Annotated in this window: 20 protein-coding genes; 16 read left to right on the forward strand and 4 right to left on the reverse strand. The window is 64.7% G+C overall.

All coding sequences use genetic code 11. The features are described 5' to 3' along the window. The first annotated feature begins 27 nt into the window (after nucleotides 1-27). The 5 genes from fdnG to NLX68_RS03975 all read left to right on the forward strand — a co-directional run bounded on the left by fdnG (nucleotide 28) and on the right by NLX68_RS03975 (nucleotide 5,895). A complete protein-coding gene (gene fdnG, locus NLX68_RS03955) occupies nucleotides 28-3,078 on the forward strand; it encodes a formate dehydrogenase-N subunit alpha (RefSeq protein ID WP_254282771.1) in 3,051 nt (1,016 codons plus the stop codon). Nucleotides 3,079-3,095: 17 nt separating this feature from the next. Further along, on the forward strand, nucleotides 3,096-3,986 hold the full coding sequence (fdxH, locus tag NLX68_RS03960; protein ID WP_269467564.1) for a formate dehydrogenase subunit beta: 891 nt from the start codon (nucleotides 3,096-3,098) through the stop codon (nucleotides 3,984-3,986). Continuing rightward, the gene (locus tag NLX68_RS03965) at nucleotides 3,983-4,630 is read left to right on the forward strand and encodes a formate dehydrogenase subunit gamma (protein WP_254282772.1); all 648 of its coding nucleotides are present in this window, start codon (nucleotides 3,983-3,985) and stop codon (nucleotides 4,628-4,630) included. Before fdxH ends, NLX68_RS03965 begins: the two co-directional genes overlap by 4 nt. Then, complete coding sequence (fdhE, locus tag NLX68_RS03970; protein WP_254282773.1) at nucleotides 4,627-5,538, forward strand: formate dehydrogenase accessory protein FdhE; 912 nt, start codon at nucleotides 4,627-4,629, stop codon at nucleotides 5,536-5,538. The genes NLX68_RS03965 and fdhE overlap by 4 nt, the downstream gene beginning before the upstream one ends. Nucleotides 5,539-5,667: 129 nt before the next feature. Then, on the forward strand, nucleotides 5,668-5,895 hold the full coding sequence (locus NLX68_RS03975) for a hypothetical protein (protein WP_010222358.1): 228 nt from the start codon (nucleotides 5,668-5,670) through the stop codon (nucleotides 5,893-5,895). On the opposite strand, the gene NLX68_RS03980 is transcribed toward NLX68_RS03975, so the two are convergent. Continuing rightward, entirely contained in the window at nucleotides 5,896-6,546 is a 651-nt protein-coding gene (locus NLX68_RS03980) for an RES family NAD+ phosphorylase (RefSeq protein ID WP_254282774.1), read from the reverse strand. Continuing rightward, nucleotides 6,539-7,207, reverse strand: coding sequence for a hypothetical protein (locus NLX68_RS03985; protein ID WP_254282775.1), 669 nt, complete (start codon nucleotides 7,205-7,207; stop codon nucleotides 6,539-6,541). The genes NLX68_RS03980 and NLX68_RS03985 overlap by 8 nt, the downstream gene beginning before the upstream one ends. A 180-nt stretch (nucleotides 7,208-7,387) precedes the next feature. Between NLX68_RS03985 and NLX68_RS03990 the strand changes: the two genes are divergently transcribed. From NLX68_RS03990 to NLX68_RS04005, 4 genes are all read left to right on the forward strand, one after another. After that, nucleotides 7,388-8,002, forward strand: a complete 615-nt coding sequence (locus tag NLX68_RS03990) for a LysE family translocator (protein ID WP_010222361.1) — start codon at nucleotides 7,388-7,390, stop codon at nucleotides 8,000-8,002. Nucleotides 8,003-8,014: 12 nt separating this feature from the next. Continuing rightward, nucleotides 8,015-9,538, forward strand: a complete 1,524-nt coding sequence (locus NLX68_RS03995; protein WP_254282776.1) for an FAD-dependent oxidoreductase — start codon at nucleotides 8,015-8,017, stop codon at nucleotides 9,536-9,538. A 76-nt stretch (nucleotides 9,539-9,614) separates the two neighbouring features. Then, a complete protein-coding gene (locus NLX68_RS04000; protein ID WP_254282777.1) occupies nucleotides 9,615-9,878 on the forward strand; it encodes a YceK/YidQ family lipoprotein in 264 nt (87 codons plus the stop codon). 1 nt (nucleotide 9,879) lies between these two features. Further along, a complete protein-coding gene (locus NLX68_RS04005) occupies nucleotides 9,880-10,215 on the forward strand; it encodes a hypothetical protein (protein ID WP_254282778.1) in 336 nt (111 codons plus the stop codon). A gap of 142 nt (nucleotides 10,216-10,357) precedes the next feature. Here NLX68_RS04005 and NLX68_RS04010 read toward each other — a convergent pair whose 3' ends face one another. After that, complete coding sequence (locus NLX68_RS04010) at nucleotides 10,358-11,539, reverse strand: sugar transporter (protein WP_254282780.1); 1,182 nt, start codon at nucleotides 11,537-11,539, stop codon at nucleotides 10,358-10,360. A gap of 223 nt (nucleotides 11,540-11,762) precedes the next feature. On the opposite strand from NLX68_RS04010, the gene NLX68_RS04015 reads away from it, so the two are divergent. The 7 genes from NLX68_RS04015 (at nucleotide 11,763) to NLX68_RS04045 (ending at nucleotide 17,378) form a co-directional block, all read left to right on the forward strand. After that, entirely contained in the window at nucleotides 11,763-12,338 is a 576-nt protein-coding gene (locus tag NLX68_RS04015) for an NADAR family protein (protein WP_254282782.1), read from the forward strand. Between the two features lie 62 nt (nucleotides 12,339-12,400). Next, nucleotides 12,401-12,625 (forward strand): hypothetical protein, encoded by a 225-nt coding sequence (locus NLX68_RS04020; RefSeq protein ID WP_254282783.1) that lies wholly within the window; start codon nucleotides 12,401-12,403, stop codon nucleotides 12,623-12,625. Between the two features lie 125 nt (nucleotides 12,626-12,750). Further along, entirely contained in the window at nucleotides 12,751-14,250 is a 1,500-nt protein-coding gene (gene glcD / locus NLX68_RS04025) for a glycolate oxidase subunit GlcD (protein WP_254282785.1), read from the forward strand. Next, a complete protein-coding gene (gene glcE, locus NLX68_RS04030; protein WP_254282787.1) occupies nucleotides 14,250-15,305 on the forward strand; it encodes a glycolate oxidase subunit GlcE in 1,056 nt (351 codons plus the stop codon). Before glcD ends, glcE begins: the two co-directional genes overlap by 1 nt. Nucleotides 15,306-15,308: 3 nt before the next feature. Then, the gene (glcF, locus tag NLX68_RS04035; RefSeq protein ID WP_254282789.1) at nucleotides 15,309-16,544 is read left to right on the forward strand and encodes a glycolate oxidase subunit GlcF; all 1,236 of its coding nucleotides are present in this window, start codon (nucleotides 15,309-15,311) and stop codon (nucleotides 16,542-16,544) included. A gap of 41 nt (nucleotides 16,545-16,585) precedes the next feature. Beyond that, complete coding sequence (locus tag NLX68_RS04040) at nucleotides 16,586-16,849, forward strand: PepSY domain-containing protein (RefSeq protein ID WP_254282790.1); 264 nt, start codon at nucleotides 16,586-16,588, stop codon at nucleotides 16,847-16,849. 1 nt (nucleotide 16,850) lies between these two features. Next, the gene (locus NLX68_RS04045) at nucleotides 16,851-17,378 is read left to right on the forward strand and encodes a cytochrome b/b6 domain-containing protein (protein WP_254282792.1); all 528 of its coding nucleotides are present in this window, start codon (nucleotides 16,851-16,853) and stop codon (nucleotides 17,376-17,378) included. 42 nt (nucleotides 17,379-17,420) lie between these two features. Here NLX68_RS04045 and NLX68_RS04050 read toward each other — a convergent pair whose 3' ends face one another. After that, a complete protein-coding gene (locus NLX68_RS04050) occupies nucleotides 17,421-19,535 on the reverse strand; it encodes a TonB-dependent siderophore receptor (protein ID WP_254282793.1) in 2,115 nt (704 codons plus the stop codon). Between the last annotated feature and the right edge of the window lie 83 nt (nucleotides 19,536-19,618).

A 19,618-nucleotide genomic window follows, 5' to 3' on the forward strand; every position in this document is an offset into this window, starting at 1 on the left:
GCAGCCGATAAGAATGAGGAGATACCCATGGGACTTGGCAGACGACAGTTTTTCAAGCTCTGTACCGCCGGCGTCGCCACCGCCACCTGTGCGAGCCTGGGCTTTGCCCCGGGCGTGGCCCAGGCGACCCAGTCGCGCCAGTACAAGCTGCTGCGCGCCAAGGAAACCCGCAACAACTGCACCTATTGCTCGGTCGGTTGCGGGATTCTCATGTACAGCCTTGGCGACGGTGCCAAGAACGCCAAGGCGCGCATCTTCCATATCGAAGGCGACCCTGATCATCCGGTCAGCCGTGGCTCGCTGTGCCCCAAGGGCGCCGGCCTGGTCGACTATGTGCACAGCGAACAGCGCCTGCTCTACCCCGAATACCGCGCGCCGGGCTCGGACAAATGGCAGCGCATCAGCTGGGATCACGCCATCGAGCGCATCGCCCGGCTGATGAAGGACGACCGCGACGCCAACTTCATCGAGAAGAACGCCAAGGGCACCACGGTCAACCGCTGGCTCAGCACCGGCATGCTCTGCTCGTCGGCGGCCAGCAGCGAAACCGGCTCGCTGGACCAGCGTTTCACCCGCGCCCTGGGCATCCTCGGCACCGACAGCCAGGCCCGGGTCTGCCACGCGCCGACCGTTTCGGCCCTGGCGCCGACCTTCGGCCGTGGCGCCATGACCAACAACTGGGTCGACATCAAGAACGCCAACGTCGTGCTGATCATGGGCGGCAACCCGGCCGAGGCGCACCCGGTGGGCTTCAAGTGGGTGATCGAGGCGAAGATCCGCAACGGCGCCAAGGTCATCGTCGTCGACCCGCGCTTCAACCGCAGCGCCGCGGTGGCCGACATCTACTCGCCGATCCGCGCAGGCTCCGACGTGACCTTCCTGATGGGCGTGGTCAACTACCTGATCAGCCACGACAAGATCCAGCACGAGTACGTGCGCCACTACACCAACGCCAGCCTGATCGTGCGCGCGGACTACCACTTCGACGACGGCCTGTTCAGTGGCTATGACACGAAAAAACGCAGCTACGACCGCAGTTCCTGGACCTACGAACTCGACGAAAAAGGCTACGCCAAGCGCGACCTGACCCTGCAGCACCCGCGCTGCGTGTGGAACCTGCTCAAGGCCCACGTCAGCCGCTACACCCCGGAGATGGTCACCAATGTCTGCGGCACGCCCAAGGACGACTTCCTCAAGATCTGCGCGATCCTTGGCGAAACCTCTGCCCCGGACAAGACCGCGACCTTCCTCTACGCCCTGGGCTGGACCCACCACACCAACGGCGCGCAGATGATCCGTGGCTCGGGCATGATCCAGCTGCTGCTGGGCAACATCGGCATGGCCGGTGGCGGGGTCAACGCCCTGCGCGGCCACTCCAACATCCAGGGCTACACCGACCTGGGCCTGCTGTCGCTGCGCCTGCCCGGCTACATGAACCTGCCGTCCGACGAACAGACCACGCTGGCCACCTACCTCAAGCAGACGACGCCGACGGCGCTGCTGGAGGACCAGGTCAACTACTACAAGCACACGCCGAAATTCTTCATCAGCCTGATGAAAAGCCTCTGGGGCGACAAGGCCACCCAGGACAACGACTGGGGCTACGACTGGCTGCCCAAGTGGGACGACAGCTACGACGTGCTCAATTTCAGCAACCGCATGTACGAGGGCAAGGTCAACGGCTACATCGCCCAGGGCTTCAACCCGGTGGCGGCGTTCCCCGACAAGAACAAGGCCCAGGCGGCGCTGGCCAAGCTCAAGTTCCTGGTGATCATCGACCCGCTGGCCACCGAGACCTCGAGCTTCTGGCAGAACCACGGCGAGCAGCATGACGTCGATAGCGCCGCGATCCAGACCGAAGTGTTCCGCCTGCCCTCCTCGTGCTTTGCCGAGGAAGACGGCTCGATCGTCAACTCCGGACGCTGGCTGCAATGGCACTGGGCGGGCGCTGCGCCACCCGGGGAGGCCTGGCACGACGGCAAGATCCTCGGCCACCTGTTCCTGAAGATCCGCGAGCTGTACGAAAAGGAGGGCGGCGCCAACCCGGCACCGATCCTCAACATGGCCTGGAACTACGCCGACCCGCTGGACCCCAAGCCCGAAGAAGTGGCCAAGGAATCCAACGGCCGCGCCCTGGCCGACCTGCACGACGAGCAAGGCAACCTGATCCTGCGCAAGGGCCAGTTGCTCAGCGACTTCTCGCAACTGCGCGACGACGGCAGCACCCAGTGCTTCAACTGGATCTTCGCCGGTTCCTGGACCGAACAAGGCAACCAGATGGCCCGTCGCGACAACGCCGACAGCGGCCTGGGTTGTACCCCGGGCTGGGCCTGGGCCTGGCCGCAGAACCGGCGCATCCTTTACAACCGCGCCTCGGCCGACCCGCAGGGCAAGCCGTGGGACCCGAAACGCAAGCTGATCGGCTGGGACGGCGTGCGCTGGAGCGGTGTCGACGTACCCGACTTTGCCATCACCGCCGCCCCTGGGGGCAAGGTCAACCCGTTCATCATGCTGCCTGAAGGCCTGGGCCGGCTGTTCTCGGTCGGCGCCATGAACGACGGGCCGTTCCCCGAGCACTACGAACCGACCGAAAGCCCGCTGGCGAGCAACCCGCTGCACCCGAACGTGACCTACAGCCCGACCGCGCGGCTGTATGAAAGCGATCGCCAGCGCATGGGCAAGCGCGAAGAGTTTCCCTACGTGGCGACCACCTACTCGATCACCGAGTTGTTCCGCCACTGGACCAAGCACGCGCGGCTGAACGCCATCGTCCAGCCCGAGCAGTTCATCGAGATCGGCGAGAAGCTGGCCGCCGACAAAGGCATCGTCCAGGGTGACCTGGTCAAGGTCAGCACCAAGCGTGGCTACATCAAGGCCAAGGCGGTGGTGACCAAGCGCATCCGCCGCCTGGCGGTCGACGGCCAGGATGTCGACACCATCGGCATCCCCTGCCACTGGGGTTACGAAGGCAGCACGCGCAAGGGCTTTCTGGCCAACACCCTGACCCCGGGCATCGGCGAGTCGAACACCCATACGCCGGAGTACAAGGCGTTTCTCGTGAACATTGAAAAGGTCTGAGGGCGAATACCATGTCCATGCAATCCCAAGACATCGTCCGCCGCTCGGCCACCAACGTGCTGACCCCGGCGCCGCACACCCGCGATCACCAGGCCGAAGTGGCCAAGCTGATCGACGTGAGCATCTGCATCGGCTGCAAGGCTTGCCAGGTGGCGTGCAACGAATGGAACGACCTGCGTGATGAGGTCGGCCACAACGTTGGCGTATACGACAACCCGGCGGACCTGTCCGCCGAAACCTGGACGCTGATGCGCTTCGATGAAGTCGAAGACGAAAGCGGCAAGCTCGAATGGCTGATCCGCAAGGACGGCTGCATGCACTGCGCCGACCCCGGCTGCCTGAAAGCCTGCCCGCAACCGGGGGCGATCATCCAGTACGCCAACGGCATCGTTGATTTCCAGTCCGAGCACTGCATCGGCTGCGGCTACTGCATCGCCGGCTGCCCGTTCGATGTGCCGCGCATCAGCCAGAAAGACAACAAGGCCTACAAGTGCACGCTGTGCGTCGACCGCGTCTCGGTCGGCCAGGAGCCGGCCTGCGTCAAGACCTGCCCGACCGGAGCGATCAACTTCGGCAGCAAACAGGACATGCTGCACCAGGCCAGCGAACGGGTCACCGAGCTGCAGGGCCGCGGCTTTGCCGGTGCCGGCATCTATGACCCGCAGGGCGTCGGCGGCACCCACGTGGTGTACGTGCTGCAGCATGCCGACAAACCGCAGCTGTACCACAAGCTGCCCACCGACCCGCGCATCAGCAATGCCATCCAGGGCTGGAAAGGCTGGATGAAACCGGTGGCCGCGGCGGCGTTCTTCGCCACCCTGGCCGGCACCCTGTTCCACTACATCGGCGTCGGCCCCAATGAAGTCGACGAACAGGACCAGAAGATCGAAGAGGATACCCACGCATGAACAAGGACAAACTGATCCTGCGCACGCGTTTCATCGAACGTGCCAGCCACTGGTTCATGGTGATCTGCTTCTTCGCCGTGGCGCTGTCGGGGCTGTCGTGGTTCTTCCCGTCGCTCAACGGCCTCAATGCGGTATTCGGCACCCCGCAGCTGGCGCGCATCCTTCACCCGTTTTTCGGTGTGCTGGTGTTCTTGCTGCTGATGTTCCTGTTCGTGCGCTTCGTGCGCTACAACCTGCCGGAGCGCGAAGACCTGCAGTGGTTCAAGAACCTCAAGCAGGTACTGGCCGGCAAGCATGAGCCGGTGCTGAACATTGGCAAGTACAACGCCGGGCAGAAGATCCTGTTCTGGGGAATCATGGGCCTGATCAGCCTGCTGCTGCTCAGCGGCGTGGTGATCTGGCGGCCATACTTCGCCCCGCTGTTCAGCATCCCGACCATCCGCATCGGCCTGCTGGTGCATGCACTCGCCGGCATCAGCCTGATTCTGCTGATCATCGGTCACGCTTATCTTGCATTCTGGGTCAAGGGCTCGATCCGCGGCATGGTCACCGGCTACGTCAGCCGCAGCTGGGCCAAGACCCACCACGACCGCTGGTACCGTCAGCTGAACAGCAAGCAGGGCAAGGCCGGGAGCGATAAATGAACAGCATCCAGATGACCCCGGTGCAGACGCCCAGCGGTGGCGTCAACGAGATCGTCGCGGTGCTGCTGCCGTCGCTCAAGGGCCGCTACCGCCATCGCGCGGCGCGCCTGCGCCAGTTGGCCGACGGCCATGCCATGGGCGATTACCTGGGCTTTTGTGCAGGCATCGCCGAGGCTCAGCAACAGCTGCTTGAAACGCTGCCGTTGCCTGAGGCGCTGGCATCCGGACTGGCAGCGCGCCTGGCCAATGGCCGGGCGCCGCTGGCGAGCAGCGAGTACCCACGCGACGCTTACTGGCAGCAGTTGCTCAGTGCCTTGAACGATGCGCTGTACAGCGACGCCACGCCGGCGGTTCGCAGCACCCTGGAGACCTTGCGCGGCTACTCGGCGGCGCAGCGGGAAGACCTCGCCAGCGCCTTGCTCGCCGGTGACTACGACCAGGTCGACAGCGGCCAGGCGCTGTTCCTCTGGAGCGCGCTGTCGTTGTACTTCACCCAGCTGGCCAATGCCCTGCCGGCCTCGGCCAAGGCCGCCCTGGGCGAGCAGCGCCAGCACTGCCCGGTATGCGCCAGCGCGCCGGTGGCCAGCGTGATCATGACCGGCGCCCAGGCCGGGCTGCGTTACCTGCATTGCAGCCTGTGCGAAAGCCGCTGGCACATGGTTCGGGTAAAATGCAGCAACTGCGAAGCCACCGGCGCCCTGGACTATTGGTCGCTGGAACGGCAGGATGCGCCGATCAAGGCCGAGAGCTGCAACGACTGTCACAGCTACCTGAAAGTGTTGTACCCGGAAAAGGACCGCGACCAGGAAGTGCTGGCCGATGACCTGGCCTCCCTGGCGCTGGACGCCGAAGTGGAGCGTGAGGGGTATGGGCGCAGTGGTGTCAGCCCGTTTCTGTTTCCCGGCTGATACAGCAATCGCCGGCAAGGCCGGCTCCCACAGGTGCGGTGTGCACCTTGGCATTGTGGGAGCCGGCCTTGCCGGCGATGGGCTGCACAGCAGCCCTCTGACAAGCACTACCCCACCAAGAGACTCCCCATGGGCATCAAGAAATCCTCCGCCGAACTCAAGCGCGACCTTAAAACCGTCGCCAGCAACCTGGAACGCACCGCCGGTGAAATCAGCAAACTGGCCGAGCGCATCGACGGCGTTGACGTGGTTGCCGTACTGCACCTGATGAACCGCCTGTACAAAGACTCCGACAAGCTCAAGGCCTACGCCGACGAGATCAAGGGCGGGCGCATCGTGCGCGGCAAAGCCGAGTAATCAACCCATGCGCCCGGCGACCAGCAGCACACCGATCTGCTCGGCCAGGTGCAGCAGCTCGGCGTAAGCGCCGCTGTCCTGCAGCACGCTGCGCGATTCGCCCTGGGGCTTGAGCATTTTGCCCGCCAGCCGATCGCCAAACAGCATCATCGCCCGCGCACTGTCATCCTGCCGTGAGGTCCAGCACAGGCCCTGCACCTCGGGGCTCTGCCGGTGAATCGCCTCGGCCCACAAGCGGGTCTGCGGGTACTGGTCCTTCTCGGTATCGATCAACTGGTTGCGCGGCACCCCGAGCTTGCGCAGGGCCTTGCTGCCCAGGTCCACCAACAGCAGGTCCTGCGCGCTGCGCAGCACCGAATGCAGCTGCCCCTGCAACTTGCCCTTGTCATACGTCTTGAGCCCGGCGGCAAAGGGCACGTCGTGGAACACCGTTTCCATTGCCGCACAGTCGAAGCTGGTGCCGCCGTACAAGGTCGGGATCGGCTGGCCACGGGCGTCCCGGATCGGGCTGAAACGGGCATTGCCCTTGAGCCCGGGGTTGAACTGGCCGGGGCCGTAACTCTCCAGGTGCAGCCGATGGATCGGCGTACCCTGGGCCCAGGTCAGGGTCGACAGCTGCAATACACCGGCAGGTGCCGGTGTATCACCCATGGACGACGCCCTGCAGCTCGTCGTCGGCGGCGGCCAGCACCTGCTCCGGGGCACGGCTGATGACATCGAGCGGGCGCTTGCCACCGAGAAAGCTGTTGGCCGACATGAACCAATACGCCAGGCCCCAGCTGTCCTTGGCCTGGGCAAAACGTGCAAGCACCGGCCCCATGGCCTTGAGCGGCCGGTAAGCGGCGTCCAGGCCGTAGGCCGGGAAATAATCCACGCCATGGTGGCGCAGGGCGAAGATCGCGCCTTCGCGCTTCCACTTGTTCGGCTGGGCGCTGGGGTTGCTCAGGCTGAAGCCGGCAAGCCCGGCGATCTGCGCGGCGGTCAGCCAATCGCCGCTCTCCAGCACTGCGGTGCGTGCCTGGGCCAGCATCGCCGCCTCTTTGAGCGCATTGGGCGTTGGCGGCGCCTTGGGCACCAGGGCTTCGACGATGGATTCGAGGGTGTGCTGCTGTTGCCGGCCCATCAGGCTTTTGACCAATTCGGCAACGCTGGCGAAGGTGGCGGCAATGGCATCGGCCTCCCCCGGGCTGGCATCGGCCAGGGCCACGGCTACCACCTGCTCGGCTTGCTGGTGGCTCAGGCGCTTGCGCAGGGCTTTGGGGGACCCGGCCAACGCGCTAACCGCCGGACGCTGATCCGTAGCACGGCTCATGGAACCTCCTGATGATGAGATCGAATACTTTGAATCAAGGATAATCCAGATAACCCAGGCTCACCAGCCAGGCGCCGACGACCGGCGAGCAAATCCTGCCAGCGGCTTTACACTTGAACTAAGCAGTGGACGCCTGTAAACAGGTCTTCAACCAACCCTGACAAGATGGAGCCTGTCGCAATGCCGAGCCTGGATTTTCTCATTACTTCATTGATCGTCGTGCTGATTCCCGGCAGCGGCGTGATCCTGACCCTCTCCACTGCCCTGGTGGCCGGCAAGCGCGCCAGCCTCTATACAGCGCTGGGCTGCACGGCGGGGATTATCCCGCACCTGCTGGCCTCGATCCTTGGCCTGTCGGCCATCCTGCACACCAGCGCGCTGGCCTTTCAGGGCCTGAAGTTCGCCGGCGTCGCCTACCTGCTGTACCTGGCCTATGCCACCTGGCGCGACCGCTCGGCCTTTGCGGTCGACAGCAACACCGCTGTCGGCAGTGCTGGCAGCCTGATCCTGCGGGCCTGCCTGTTGAACATCCTCAACCCGAAACTGACGATTTTCTTCCTCGCCTTCCTGCCACAGTTCATCCGTGCCGAGGGGGGCTCGGTGACCGGGCAGATGCTCAGCCTGAGCGCGGTGTTCATGCTCATGACCTTCGTGGTGTTTGTGTTGTACGGTCTGCTGGCCAACCTGTTTCGCCGCGCGGTGATTGAATCGCCGCGGGTGCAGAACTGGCTGCGCCGCAGTTTTGCTGCCTCTTTTGCCGGCCTGGGCCTGAACCTGGCGTTCACTCAGCGCTGAGGAGCGCCTGCGATGAACCGCTGTGACGTACTGATTATCGGCGCCGGCCCCACCGGGTTGGTGCTGGCGCTGTGGCTGAGCAAGCTGGGCATCAAGGTACGGATCATCGACAAGACCGCCGCCCCCGGCACCACTTCCCGGGCCTTGGCGGTACAGGCCCGGACCCTGGAGCTGTATCGCCAGCTGGACCTGACCGAGGCGATTATCGAGCAGGGTCACCAGGTGCCGGCGGCCAACCTGTGGGTCAAGGGCGAAGCCGCCGCACGCTTGCCGTTCAGTGCCATTGGCGCCGACCTTACGCCCTACCCGTTCCTGCACATCTACCCGCAGGACCAGCATGAACGGCTGCTGATCGAACGCTTGCAGCGCTTTGCGGTGGAAGTCGAACGGCAAACCGAACTGCTCGGTTTCAGCCAGGACAGCGACGGCGTCACTGCCCGGCTACGCAATGCCGACGGTGAGGAGCACGTTTGCCACGCCGACTACCTGGCCGGTTGCGACGGTGCCCGCTCGACGGTGCGCAAAGTGCTGGGCATCGGCTTTCCCGGCGGCACCTACCAGCAAGTATTTTATGTTGCCGATGTCGATGGCGCGGGGCCGGCGTTCAATGGCGAGCTGCATGTGGACCTGGACGAGGCAGATTTTCTCGCCGTGTTCCCACTGGCCGGCAATGGCCGCGCGCGGTTGATCGGCACGGTGCGCGACGAGCGCGCCGAACACCCACGGGACCTGCGCTTCGAAGACGTCAGCAAGCGGGCCATGGAGCACCTGAAGGTCGAGATTCATCAGGTCAACTGGTTCTCTACCTACCGCGTGCACCACCGGGTGGCCGAGCAGTTTGGCCGCGAGCGCGCCTTCCTGCTCGGTGACGCGGCCCACGTGCACAGCCCGGCCGGTGGCCAGGGCATGAACACCGGTATCGGCGATGCCATCAACCTGGCCTGGAAGCTGGCGGCCGTGTTGCAAGGCACCGCCACCGACGCCCTGCTCGGCACCTATGAAATCGAGCGCAGCGCCTTCGCCCAGCGGCTGGTGTCGACCACCGACCAGGTGTTCAACTTCATCACCGCCGACGGCCGCCTGGCCGCCCTGCTGCGTACGCGCCTGGCGCCGTTGCTGCTGCCGCGGGTGGCGGCGTTCAAGGCGGCGCGGGCATTTTTGTTCCGTACGGTGTCGCAGATCACCCTGAACTATCGCGACATGCCCTTGAGCGTCGGTAGCGCTGGCCAGGTGCATGGCGGCGAACGCATGCCCTGGGTCAGCGACGGCAGGCATGACAACTTTGCCGGGCTGGCGCGGATGTGCTGGCAGGTACAGGTGTATGGCGCCGCCAGTGGCAGCCTGGTGGCCTGGTGCAGCGAGCGCGGCATGCCGCTGGAGGTGTTCGAGTGGCACGAGGCTCATGAGGCGGCCGGGTTGCAGCAAGAAGGCGTGTACCTGATACGCCCGGACAGCTATGTGGCGTTGGCCCAGGTCGGTGCCGGGCCAGAGGTACTGGAAGATTACTTCGCTGCGCGCGGGTTACGCGGATACTAGTGGTGATGTGCGAGAATGCGCGCTTGTCCCGCGTCTCTACCTGCTAAGGAATGGCACCATTAGAATCTTCACGTTTTTGCTCCTGGCCTCAACCCTGACCCTGGCCAGTTGCGGCACCTTTCTCGCCCGTGGCGTCAGTGGTTATAGCAATCACTACGAGTACTACATAGGCACCCGGGCCAACGTCGAGCTAGTGACGATGCACAATAGAGCCGGCTACGACGCCTACGCCACTGTGCTCTGCTGGGCGACCATCGTCTGCCCGGTGGTTGCCATTGTCACCTTGCCGGTGGATATGGCGGTCGACACCGTCCTGCTGCCCCATGATGCGATGAACTGACATGCCGCAACTTGACTACCGCCACGTGGCGTTTCTGAACATCTACATCAATGACCTCAGCATCTATATCGGCGCGCCCCTGATGGCGCTGACGGTGTTCGACTGGATGCCGAAGAGCATTACCGCGACCTGCATTCTGGTGATTCTCGGCCTGTGCTTTCTGAGCTTCCCGCTGGCGATGCTGGTGCGCTGCCCGCTGTGCAACGCGGCGATGCTGCATCTATACAAGGACGAGGCCGGGACCGCGCTGTCACGCCGGGTCGGCTTTAGCGAAGTGCACAAGCTGAAGAAGGTGCGTTGCCTGAAGTGCGATGGGCTGCTGAAGATTCGCGATTGATCGCAGGGCCTCATCGCGGGTCAAGCCCGCTCCCACAATGGATCTGCGTACGCCGGACCTGTGGGAGCGGGCTTGACCCGCGATGAGGCCAGTACAGCCAGCACATCAGGTTTTGTCAGCATTGCGACCGCTGCGCGCGCGATCACGCCACCTCAGCCCGGGCAAAGCGGTAAGTCGTCACCCCGCACAACAGCAACCCCGCCAGGGCCAGCGCGCCCCCGACAAAACCGATGTTGCCCAGGCCCATGTGCACGCTGACCAGGCTGCCGATCAAGGCCCCGGCGCCAATACCGATGTTGTAGATGCCGGAGAACATGGCCATGGCCACGTCGGTGGCGTCCGAGGCCAGGCTCAGCACCCTGGACTGCAACGCCAGGCTGAAGCACATGATCGAGATGCCCCAGAACACACTCAAGGTGCCCAGCAGCCTGAAGTTGCCGGACAACGGTAGCAACAGCAGCAGACAGGTCGCCAGCATGGCGATCGCCCCGATCAGAAAACCCTGCGGGAAGCGCTCGCTGTAGCGGCTGAACAGCACCGACCCAAACACCCCGGCGCCGCCGAACAGCAACAGCAGCACGGTGGTCAGTTCTGCGCCGATCTGCGCCACATTCAACGCGAACGGCTCGATATAGCTGTAGGCGGTGAACTGCGCGGCAATCACCAGCGCCACCAGCACATACACGGTGACCAGCGCCGGGCGCTTGAACAGCACCGGCACGCTGCGCAGCGAGCCGGAGTTCTGGCTGGGCAGCAACGGCAAGGATTTGACCAGGCACAGCAAGGTCGCCAGCGCCACCCCGGCAATCGCCAGGAAGGTGGTGCGCCAGCCCAGCGCCTCGCCGACCACCCGCCCCAGTGGAATCCCCATGACCATCGCCAGGGTGGTGCCGGTGGCCAGCAAGCCCAGGGCCTTGGCCTGCTGCCCCGGCGGCGCCACGCGCACTGCCAGCGAAGCGGTAATGGCCCAGAACACCGCATGGGCCAGGGCGATGCCGATACGGCTGACCAGCAGCATGGCAAAGCTCTGCGCCACCCCCGAGAGCAAGTGGCTGAGGATGAACAGGGCAAAGACGATGATCAGCAACGTGCGCCGCTCGATGTTGCGCGTCAGCAGCATCATCGGCAGCGAGGCCAGGGCCACCACCCAGGCGTAGATGGTCAGCATCAGCCCGACCTGGGCGGTGGACATCTCGAAGCTGCGGCCGATGTCGCTGAGCAGCGCCACCGGGACGAATTCGGTGGTGTTGAAAATGAAGGCCGCCAGGGCCAGGGCGATGACACTCAGCCAACTGCCGGTTCGCGCATCCACGGATGTATTCATGAGTAAAGCCTTGCTCCGAGTCGTTTGCGGTTGCCGGGAACGAAAACGCGCCCAGCGCCAGACACTCATGCCGGTCGGGCCTGAGTGAAGCGTGTGCGCTGAGGAAAGATTTGTAAGTATGCGGGGTATCGCTTGCTGGCAAGGATAGTACGTCAGCACCGAGGCTGTCACAACCGCGCAGGCCTGGAGTACCATGGCCCGATTCGCTCATGGAAGACTCCGTATGACTTCAACGCCCGCCGCGCTGGCCAACGTCCTCGACAACGCCAGCCTGATCGCCGCTATCGACCAGGGGCTTGCGCCGCAGTACCTGTACTTCTGGGGCCACCGGCAAAAAGTCGAGGGCAAGCCGGACAAAAGCTGCTTCAGCCAGTGGTTCGAGGCCGGGTTCAAGGAACAGCGCCTGCACTACCCCAGCGCCGAGCACTACATGATGGCCGGCAAGGCGCGGCTGTTCGACGACCAGGCCACCCTGGAGAAAATCCTCGCCGCCCACACGCCCGCTGACGCCAAGAAGCTCGGCCGTGAAGTTGCCGGGTACGATGAGGCGGCCTGGGTTGCCGAGCGTTCGGCGATCGTCGAGCAGGCCAACCTGCTCAAGTTCGAACAGCACCCGGGGCTGCGCACGTTTCTGCTGTCCACCGACGGCCAGGTGCTGGTCGAGGCCAGCCCCGTGGACCGCATCTGGGGCATCGGCCTGGACGCCAAGGCGCCGCAAGCGGCTGACCCACGCCAGTGGCAAGGCCTGAACCTGCTCGGCTATGCGTTGATGCGCGTGCGCGAGCGCTTGGCCGGCTGAGGCCCCAGCGCAGGATTTTTCTGCGCTGCTACACTTTATTCGCGCAGATGGAGGATTCCCTCATGTCCGATAAAGAGATCACCACCGCCCTTAACCTGATCAACCAGCGCCAGGCCCGGCTCGCTTTGGCGTGCAAGGAGATTGCCGACTGGATCGACCGCCAGGGTGATGTGCCTGTGGCCGGCAAGATCCGCGACACCCTCAAGGCCGTCGAAGCCGACGATCAGTTGGTCAGAAAAACCCTCACCTCGCTGAGCGTTGAACGCCCACTGCCCCGTTTCCGCTAGCCCGCAGTGGCTAGTGGCGGGCAGCAGGCGCGTCATCCTTTCAAGACCCAGGGTCGCCTGTGCCCGACGCGGCTCCCGTCTTCGATTTCCCGCAGGTTCGGGCAGATACCGGTGATTAGCCGTCAATGAATATCCTTTACGACGAACGCGTCGATGGTGCCCTGCCCGCAGTCGACAAACCGGCGCTGCTGCAGGCCTTGCAGGCACAACTGCCCGACCTCGATATCCTCCACGCCGAGGAAGACCTCAAGCCCTACGAATGCGATGGCCTCTCGGCCTACCGCTGCACGCCGATGCTGGTGGTACTGCCGCATACCCTCGCGCAGGTCCAGGGCATCCTCACACTGTGTTTCGAGCGCAAGGTGCCGGTGGTCGCGCGCGGTGCCGGCACCGGCCTGTCGGGCGGCGCCTTGCCGCTGGCAAAAGGCGTGCTGCTGGTGATGGCGCGCTTCAACAAGATCCTCGCCATCGACCCGGCCGCCCGTACCGCGCGGGTGCAGCCCGGGGTGCGCAACCTGGCGATTTCCCAGGCCGCCGCGCCCTTTGGCCTGTACTACGCGCCCGACCCGTCGTCACAGATTGCCTGCTCGATCGGCGGCAACGTCGCCGAGAATGCCGGTGGCGTGCATTGCCTGAAGTACGGCCTGACCGTGCACAACCTGCTCAAGCTCGAGATCCTCACGGTCGAAGGCGAATGCCTGACCCTCGGCGCCGACAGCCTCGACGCCCCAGGGTTTGACCTGCTGGCGCTGTTCACCGGCTCCGAAGGCATGCTCGGGATCATCACCGAAGTCACGGTCAAGCTGCTGCCCAAGCCGCAGGTGGCCAAGGTGCTGCTGGCAGCCTTCGACTCGGTGGCCAAGGCCGGCCGTGCGGTTGGCGACATCATCGCCGCCGGGATCATTCCCGGTGGCCTGGAGATGATGGACAACCTGGCCATCCGCGCCGCCGAGGACTTCATTCACGCCGGCTACCCGGTGGCGGCCGAAGCGATTTTGCTGTGCGAACTCGATGGCGTCGAAGCCGATGTGCACGACGACTGCGACCGCGTGCGTACCCTGCTGGAGCAGGCCGGCGCCACCGAGGTGCGCCAGGCCCGTGACGAAGTGGAGCGGGTGAAACTCTGGGCCGGGCGCAAGAACGCCTTCCCGGCGGTGGGGCGGATTTCGGCCGATTACTACTGCATGGACGGCACCATCCCGCGCCGCGAGCTGCCCCATGTACTGCAGTGCATCGCTGCGCTTGCGCACAAGTACGACCTGCGGGTGGCCAACGTCTTTCATGCCGGCGACGGCAACATGCACCCGCTGATCCTCTTCGACGCCAACCAGCCGGGCGAGCTGGAGCGGGCCGAAGCCTTTGGCGGGGAAATCCTCGAACTGTGCGTGAGCGTCGGCGGCAGCATCACCGGCGAACATGGCGTGGGCCGCGAGAAGATCAACCAGATGTGCGCCCAGTTCAGCAGCGACGAGCTGACCCTGTTCCATGCGGTCAAGGCGGCCTTCGACCCCCATGGCCTGCTCAACCCCGGCAAGAACATCCCCACCCTGCACCGCTGCGCCGAGTTCGGCGCCCTGCACGTGCACGCCGGCCAGTTGCCCTTCCCCGACCTGGAGCGGTTCTGATGCCGGCCCACCATAACGATGCCAGCCAGGCACTGCTGGAGCAGGTCAACCAGGCCCGCGCCGCTGGCACGCCGTTGCAGATTCGTGGCGGCGCCAGCAAGGCCTTTCTCGGCCGCCCGGTTGCAGGCGTTACGCTCGATACCCGCGACCACCGCGGCATCGTCAACTACGACCCGACCGAGCTGGTGATCACCGCCCGCGCCGGTACGCCCCTGGGTGAACTGTCGGCGGCGCTGGAAGCCGCCGGGCAGATGCTGGCATGCGAGCCGCCGCACAGCGACGACGGTGCCACCCTCGGCGGCATGGTCGCCACCGGGTTGTCCGGGCCACGCCGGCCGTGGGCGGGCTCGGTGCGCGATTATGTGCTCGGCACCCGGGTGATCAGCGGCCTGGGCGTGCACCTGCGCTTTGGCGGCGAGGTGATGAAGAACGTCGCCGGTTACGACCTGTCGCGCTTGATGGCCGGCAGTTTCGGCTGCCTGGGGCTGATCACCGAAGTGTCGCTGAAAGTGCTGCCCAAACCGCGCTGCGAAGCGCACATCGCCCTGCACCTCGACCCGCAACAGGCCCTGCTGAAACTGGCGCAGTGGGGCCAGCAACCGATCCCGATCAGCGCCGCCTGCCATGACGGCACGGTGTTGCGCCTGCGTCTTGAGGGCGGCGAAGGCTCAGTCAAGGCCGCCCGCGAGCGGCTTGGCGGCGAGCACTTCCAGGCCAGCTGGTGGCAGGACCTGAACAACCGCCGCCTGGCTTTTTTCGCCGACCCGCGCCCGCTGTGGCGCCTGTCCTTGCCCAACAACGGCGCGGCGCTGGAACTGCCCGGCGAGCAACTGTTGGACTGGGCCGGTGCCCAGCGCTGGCTGAAATCCTCGGCGCCAGCCGAGACCATCCGCAGCGCCGCCAGCCGCCTGGGTGGCCATGCCACCTGCTACAGCGCCAGCGACAGCCCGTTCCAGCCACTGCCTGGCGCCTTGCTGCGCTACCACCAGCAACTCAAACAGCGCCTCGACCCGCAAGGGATCTTCAACCCCGGGCGGATGTACGCACAGGTCTGAACCATGCAAACCACCCTCAGCGATGCCGCCAAACGCCTGGCCCGCGCCGAAGAAGCCGAGAGCATCCTGCGCTGCTGCGTGCACTGCGGCTTCTGCAATGCCACCTGCCCGACCTATCAATTGCTCGGCGACGAGCTCGATGGCCCGCGCGGGCGGATCTACCTGATCAAGCAGGTGCTGGAAGGCCACCCCGCCAGTGCCAAGACCCAACTGCACCTGGACCGTTGCCTGTCGTGCCGCAACTGCGAAACCACCTGCCCGTCCGGGGTCGATTACCACAACCTGCTGGATATCGGCCGCGCCGTGGTCGATCAGGCCGTGCCTCGCCCGCCCCTGCAACGCGCCTTGCGCCGCGGCCTGCGCAGCCTGGCCAGCCACCCGCAGGCCTTCAAGCGCCTGGTGCAGCTGGGGCGCAGCGTCGACCGCCTGCTGCCGGCGCCGCTCAAGGCCAAGCTGCCGCGCTCGGTGACCCGCGCCCCGCCCCGTCCACAGCCCCGCCATGCCCGGCGCGTCCTGCTGCTCGAAGGCTGCGTGCAGCCGAGCCTGTCGCCCAACACCAACGCCGCCACCGCACGGGTGCTCGATCGCCTGGGCATCAGCGTCACCCCGGCGCCGCTAGCCGGCTGCTGCGGTGCTGTCGACTATCACCTGAATGCACAAGCCAGCGGCCTTGCGCGCGCCCGCCGCAACATCGATGCCTGGTGGCCGGCGATCGAGGCCGGTGCCGAAGCCATCGTGCAGACGGCCAGCGGCTGCGGGGCCTTCGTCAAGGAGTACGCCACGCTGTTGCAGGGCGATGCGCAGTACGCCGGCAGAGCCCGGCGGGTCAGCGAACTGGCCAGGGACCTGGTCGAGGTCGTCAGCGCCGAACCCCTGGAGCCGTTGGCCTGCCAGAGCGGTCTGGTGCTGGCGGTGCACTGCCCGTGCACCTTGCAGCATGCGCAGAAGCTTGGCGGCAGCGTCGAGGCCCTGCTCTCGCGCCTGGGCTTGACCCTCAGCCACGTGCCCGACGGCCACCTGTGCTGCGGCTCGGCCGGCACCTATTCGCTGACCCAGCCAGCGTTGGCCAGGCAACTGCGCGACAACAAGCTCGATGCCCTGGAAAGCGGCCAGCCAGACCTGATCGTCACCGCCAATATCGGCTGCCAGACCCACCTCGACGGCGCCGGACGCACGCCGGTGCGGCACTGGATCGAGCTGCTGGACGAGGCGCTAGCGAAGTCGCCAACCCTGGCATAAGCTCAATCGGGCAGCCCCTTTCGACAACCCGAGGACTCGTCATGCGTCAGCTTCTACTGGTCTCATTGCTCGTCGTAAGCCCCGCCATTCTGGCCAAGACCGAATGCAGCAGCGCCGACAAGGTGCAATGGCAGGACCAGAACAACTTCCAGGAAGAACTGAAAAAACAGGGCTATGAGATCAAGAAATTCAAGGTCACCGACGGCAACTGCTACGAGATCTATGGCAAGAACAAAGAAGGCAAGAAGGTCGAGATCTACTTCGATCCGGTGACCGGCAAAAAAGTGAAAGAAGAGATCGACTGAGGTGAGCGGCGATAACCTGCGCCTTTGGGACCCGGTGGTGCGCGTGTGCCACTGGTCGTTGGTGCTGGTGTTTATCGGTGGTTATTTTTTCACCGAAGAAGGCGATGGCTGGCACCGCTGGCTGGGTTACTACGGCCTGGCGATCGTGCTGCTACGTAGCGTATGGGGCTTTATCGGCAGCCCGGCAGCGCGCTGGGCGGACTTCTGGCCGACGCCAACGCGACTGAAGTGGCACCTGCAGGCGTTGTACCGCGGCGAAAACTACCACCGCCTCGGGCATTCGCCGTTGGGCGCCCTGGTGATGGTGCTGATGTTGCTGCTGATGGCCGGCCTTGGGGTCAGCGGCTTCATGATGGAAGAGATCTATTACTTCTGGGGTGAAGACGGCCTGCGCGATGTCCATGCGTTCATGGCCGATGCCCTGCTGGCGCTGGTGTGCCTGCACATTGCGGCGGCGCTGGTCGAGAGTTGGCGGCTGAAGGAAAACCTGCCGCTGTCGATGCTCACCGGCCGGCGGCGCCAGCGTTGAAACGGGGCAACGCAGCCACTGCTGCGTTGCCCGGCACGGGTATCAGAAGCGGTAGTTGGTGCTCAGCTCCAGGGTCCGTGGTGCCCCGGGGGTGATCAGGTCCACCGAGCCGTGGGCCGAGGCGTAGTAGTCGCGGTCAAAGACATTGCGCAGGCGCAGGGCCATGTCCCACTTCGGCTGGTTGTACAGCAGTGCAGCGTCCACGGTGGTGTAGGACGGCATCACCACGACGTTATCCAGCGCGGTGTAACGCTCGTCCACATAGTTGGCGCCCATGCCCACACGCCAGTGCTCGGTCAACGAGCGAACCAGCCACAGGTTGGCGCTGGTGCGCGGGGTCAGGGTCGGGGTCTGGCCTTCGTTGGCCACGCCATTGGTGCGGTTGGTGGACTTGATGATTTCGGCATCGAGGAAGGCAAAGCCGCCATAGACCTGCCACTTGTCCGTCAGTTGCCCGCTCACGGTCGCTTCGAAACCGTCGGTACGCTGCTCACCGGCCAGCACCAACTGCGCCGGGTTGGCCGGGTTGGTGGTTTTCATGTTGGTACGTTCCAGGCGGAACAAGGCCGCGGTCACCGCCAGGCGGCTATCGAGCAAGTCCCACTTGGCGCCGATTTCATAGTTGGTGGTTTGTTCCGGTTCCAGGCCCTGGTTGCCGGCACTGAGGGCGAAGACTTCCGAGGACGGCTGGTAGGAGCGGCTGACCGACACGTAGTAGGACTGGATCGCGTCCGGCTGGTAGACCAGGCCGATGCGCGGGCTCCAGGTGGTGTCGGTGCGCGACAGCTCGGTGCCGCTCAGGTCGTCGGCGTACTCCTGGTCAAACACGTCGTAACGCACCCCGAGCAGGGCCTTCCACTGCGGCGCCAGCTCAATCAGGTCCTGTACGTAGAAACCTGCGGTGTCCTGGGTGGTGGTGCCCTTGGCGGTCTGGCGGTTGGCCTGGAACGGCACATCGACCAGGCCGTCACGGAACACCGGGACCTGGGCCACGTTGCTCTGGCTGAACACGCTCTGGTCCTTGACCTGCCGGCCGAGCTCCACACCGTACAACAGGTTGTGGTTCATGCCGGCCAGCAGCGCCTGCTGCTTGAGCTCGGTCTGGTTGAACCAGCCGTCTTCGCTGCGTTGCACGTTGCCGCGGTTGAGCTTGACCAGCAGTTCACCATTGGCGGCGGTGACGAAGCGGGTCGGGCTGGAGTCCGCCAAGGTGTTGTTGCGGTCCAGGTCGTAGTGGTAGTAACGGCTGGTATTGCTCAAGGTGAAGTTGTCATTGATCCGGTAGTCGACACCGGCGCTGAAGGAAAACACCTCGCTGCGGGCGTAATCGTCATCCGGGTCGGCGGCGCCGAAGCGCTTGTCGCGATCGACATCGACCGGGCGGTTGCCCAAGGCCGGAATGCCGAAGTCGATCAGGCGCTTGTCGTACAGGTAGGTAGCGCCCAGGTTCAGCTCCAGGTCATCGGACAGCTTGAAATAGGCCGAGGGTGCCAGGGCCTTGCGGTCGATGTAGCCATCGTCACGGAAGGTGTCGCTGTCTTCCAGGGCGCCGGTCAGACGAAAGGCCTTGTCACCCTGCTGCTGGTCGGCCCAGCCGGTATCGAACTGGGTACGGCGCTTGCCCTCGCTGTCGAAGCTGACGCCCACTTCCTGCACCGGGTTGAAGGTGGGTTTCTTGCTCACGCTGTTGATCAGGCCGCCAGAAGAGCCGCGGCCATAGAGCACGGCCGCCGGGCCCTTGACCACCTCGACCCGCTCGACATTGGACAGATCGCGGTAATACAGGGCGTCGTCACGCATGCCATCGACATACATATCGCCAATGGCACTGAAACCGCGAATCGTCACCTGGTCGCGCTGGCCGTCGCCGTTGGACAAGCCAATCCCCGGCACGTTCTTGAGCACGTCCTCCATCGACTGCGCGCCCTGATCCTTGATCACGCTCGCTGGCACGACGTTGACGGTTTGCGGGATGTCACGCAGCGGCGCGTCGATTTTCAGAGCACTGCGGCTTTCGCTGACCTTGTAGCTCTGTTCTTCATAGTTGCTGTTGACCGAGGTTGCCGGAATAGCCAGGGTTTCGGCGTGCAGCGCTGGAGCGACCAGCACGCTGAGCACGGAGAGTGAGGCCGGGTGAATGCGCGAAAGAGCCACCATGCGTTCCTTTTTTTGTAAGGATTGTAAAGAAGCGCAAATGGTAACGATTTGTAATTGAGAATTAAATACTATTACGTTTTAAA

It is taken from the genome of Pseudomonas sp. SBB6, assembly GCF_024213215.1.
Lineage (GTDB): Bacteria > Pseudomonadota > Gammaproteobacteria > Pseudomonadales > Pseudomonadaceae > Aquipseudomonas > Aquipseudomonas donghuensis.

Excerpts from the sequence above, each read along its gene's own strand:
- NLX68_RS04015 (WP_254282782.1), top strand. The coding sequence starts at position 11,763 with ATGACTTCAACGCCCGCCGCGCTGGCCAACGTCCTCGACAACGCCAGC.
- NLX68_RS04010 (WP_254282780.1), bottom strand. The coding sequence starts at position 11,539 with ATGAATACATCCGTGGATGCGCGAACCGGCAGTTGGCTGAGTGTCATC.
- fdnG (WP_254282771.1), top strand. The coding sequence starts at position 28 with ATGGGACTTGGCAGACGACAGTTTTTCAAGCTCTGTACCGCCGGCGTC.
- fdxH (WP_269467564.1), top strand. The coding sequence starts at position 3,096 with ATGCAATCCCAAGACATCGTCCGCCGCTCGGCCACCAACGTGCTGACC.
- glcF (WP_254282789.1), top strand. The coding sequence starts at position 15,309 with ATGCAAACCACCCTCAGCGATGCCGCCAAACGCCTGGCCCGCGCCGAA.
- NLX68_RS04020 (WP_254282783.1), top strand. The coding sequence starts at position 12,401 with ATGTCCGATAAAGAGATCACCACCGCCCTTAACCTGATCAACCAGCGC.
- NLX68_RS03980 (WP_254282774.1), bottom strand. The coding sequence starts at position 6,546 with ATGGGTGATACACCGGCACCTGCCGGTGTATTGCAGCTGTCGACCCTG.
- NLX68_RS04005 (WP_254282778.1), top strand. The coding sequence starts at position 9,880 with ATGCCGCAACTTGACTACCGCCACGTGGCGTTTCTGAACATCTACATC.
- NLX68_RS04040 (WP_254282790.1), top strand. The coding sequence starts at position 16,586 with ATGCGTCAGCTTCTACTGGTCTCATTGCTCGTCGTAAGCCCCGCCATT.
- NLX68_RS03985 (WP_254282775.1), bottom strand. The coding sequence starts at position 7,207 with ATGAGCCGTGCTACGGATCAGCGTCCGGCGGTTAGCGCGTTGGCCGGG.
- NLX68_RS03965 (WP_254282772.1), top strand. The coding sequence starts at position 3,983 with ATGAACAAGGACAAACTGATCCTGCGCACGCGTTTCATCGAACGTGCC.
- NLX68_RS04050 (WP_254282793.1), bottom strand. The coding sequence starts at position 19,535 with ATGGTGGCTCTTTCGCGCATTCACCCGGCCTCACTCTCCGTGCTCAGC.
- fdhE (WP_254282773.1), top strand. The coding sequence starts at position 4,627 with ATGAACAGCATCCAGATGACCCCGGTGCAGACGCCCAGCGGTGGCGTC.
- NLX68_RS03995 (WP_254282776.1), top strand. The coding sequence starts at position 8,015 with ATGAACCGCTGTGACGTACTGATTATCGGCGCCGGCCCCACCGGGTTG.
- glcD (WP_254282785.1), top strand. The coding sequence starts at position 12,751 with ATGAATATCCTTTACGACGAACGCGTCGATGGTGCCCTGCCCGCAGTC.
- NLX68_RS03990 (WP_010222361.1), top strand. The coding sequence starts at position 7,388 with ATGCCGAGCCTGGATTTTCTCATTACTTCATTGATCGTCGTGCTGATT.
- NLX68_RS03975 (WP_010222358.1), top strand. The coding sequence starts at position 5,668 with ATGGGCATCAAGAAATCCTCCGCCGAACTCAAGCGCGACCTTAAAACC.
- glcE (WP_254282787.1), top strand. The coding sequence starts at position 14,250 with ATGCCGGCCCACCATAACGATGCCAGCCAGGCACTGCTGGAGCAGGTC.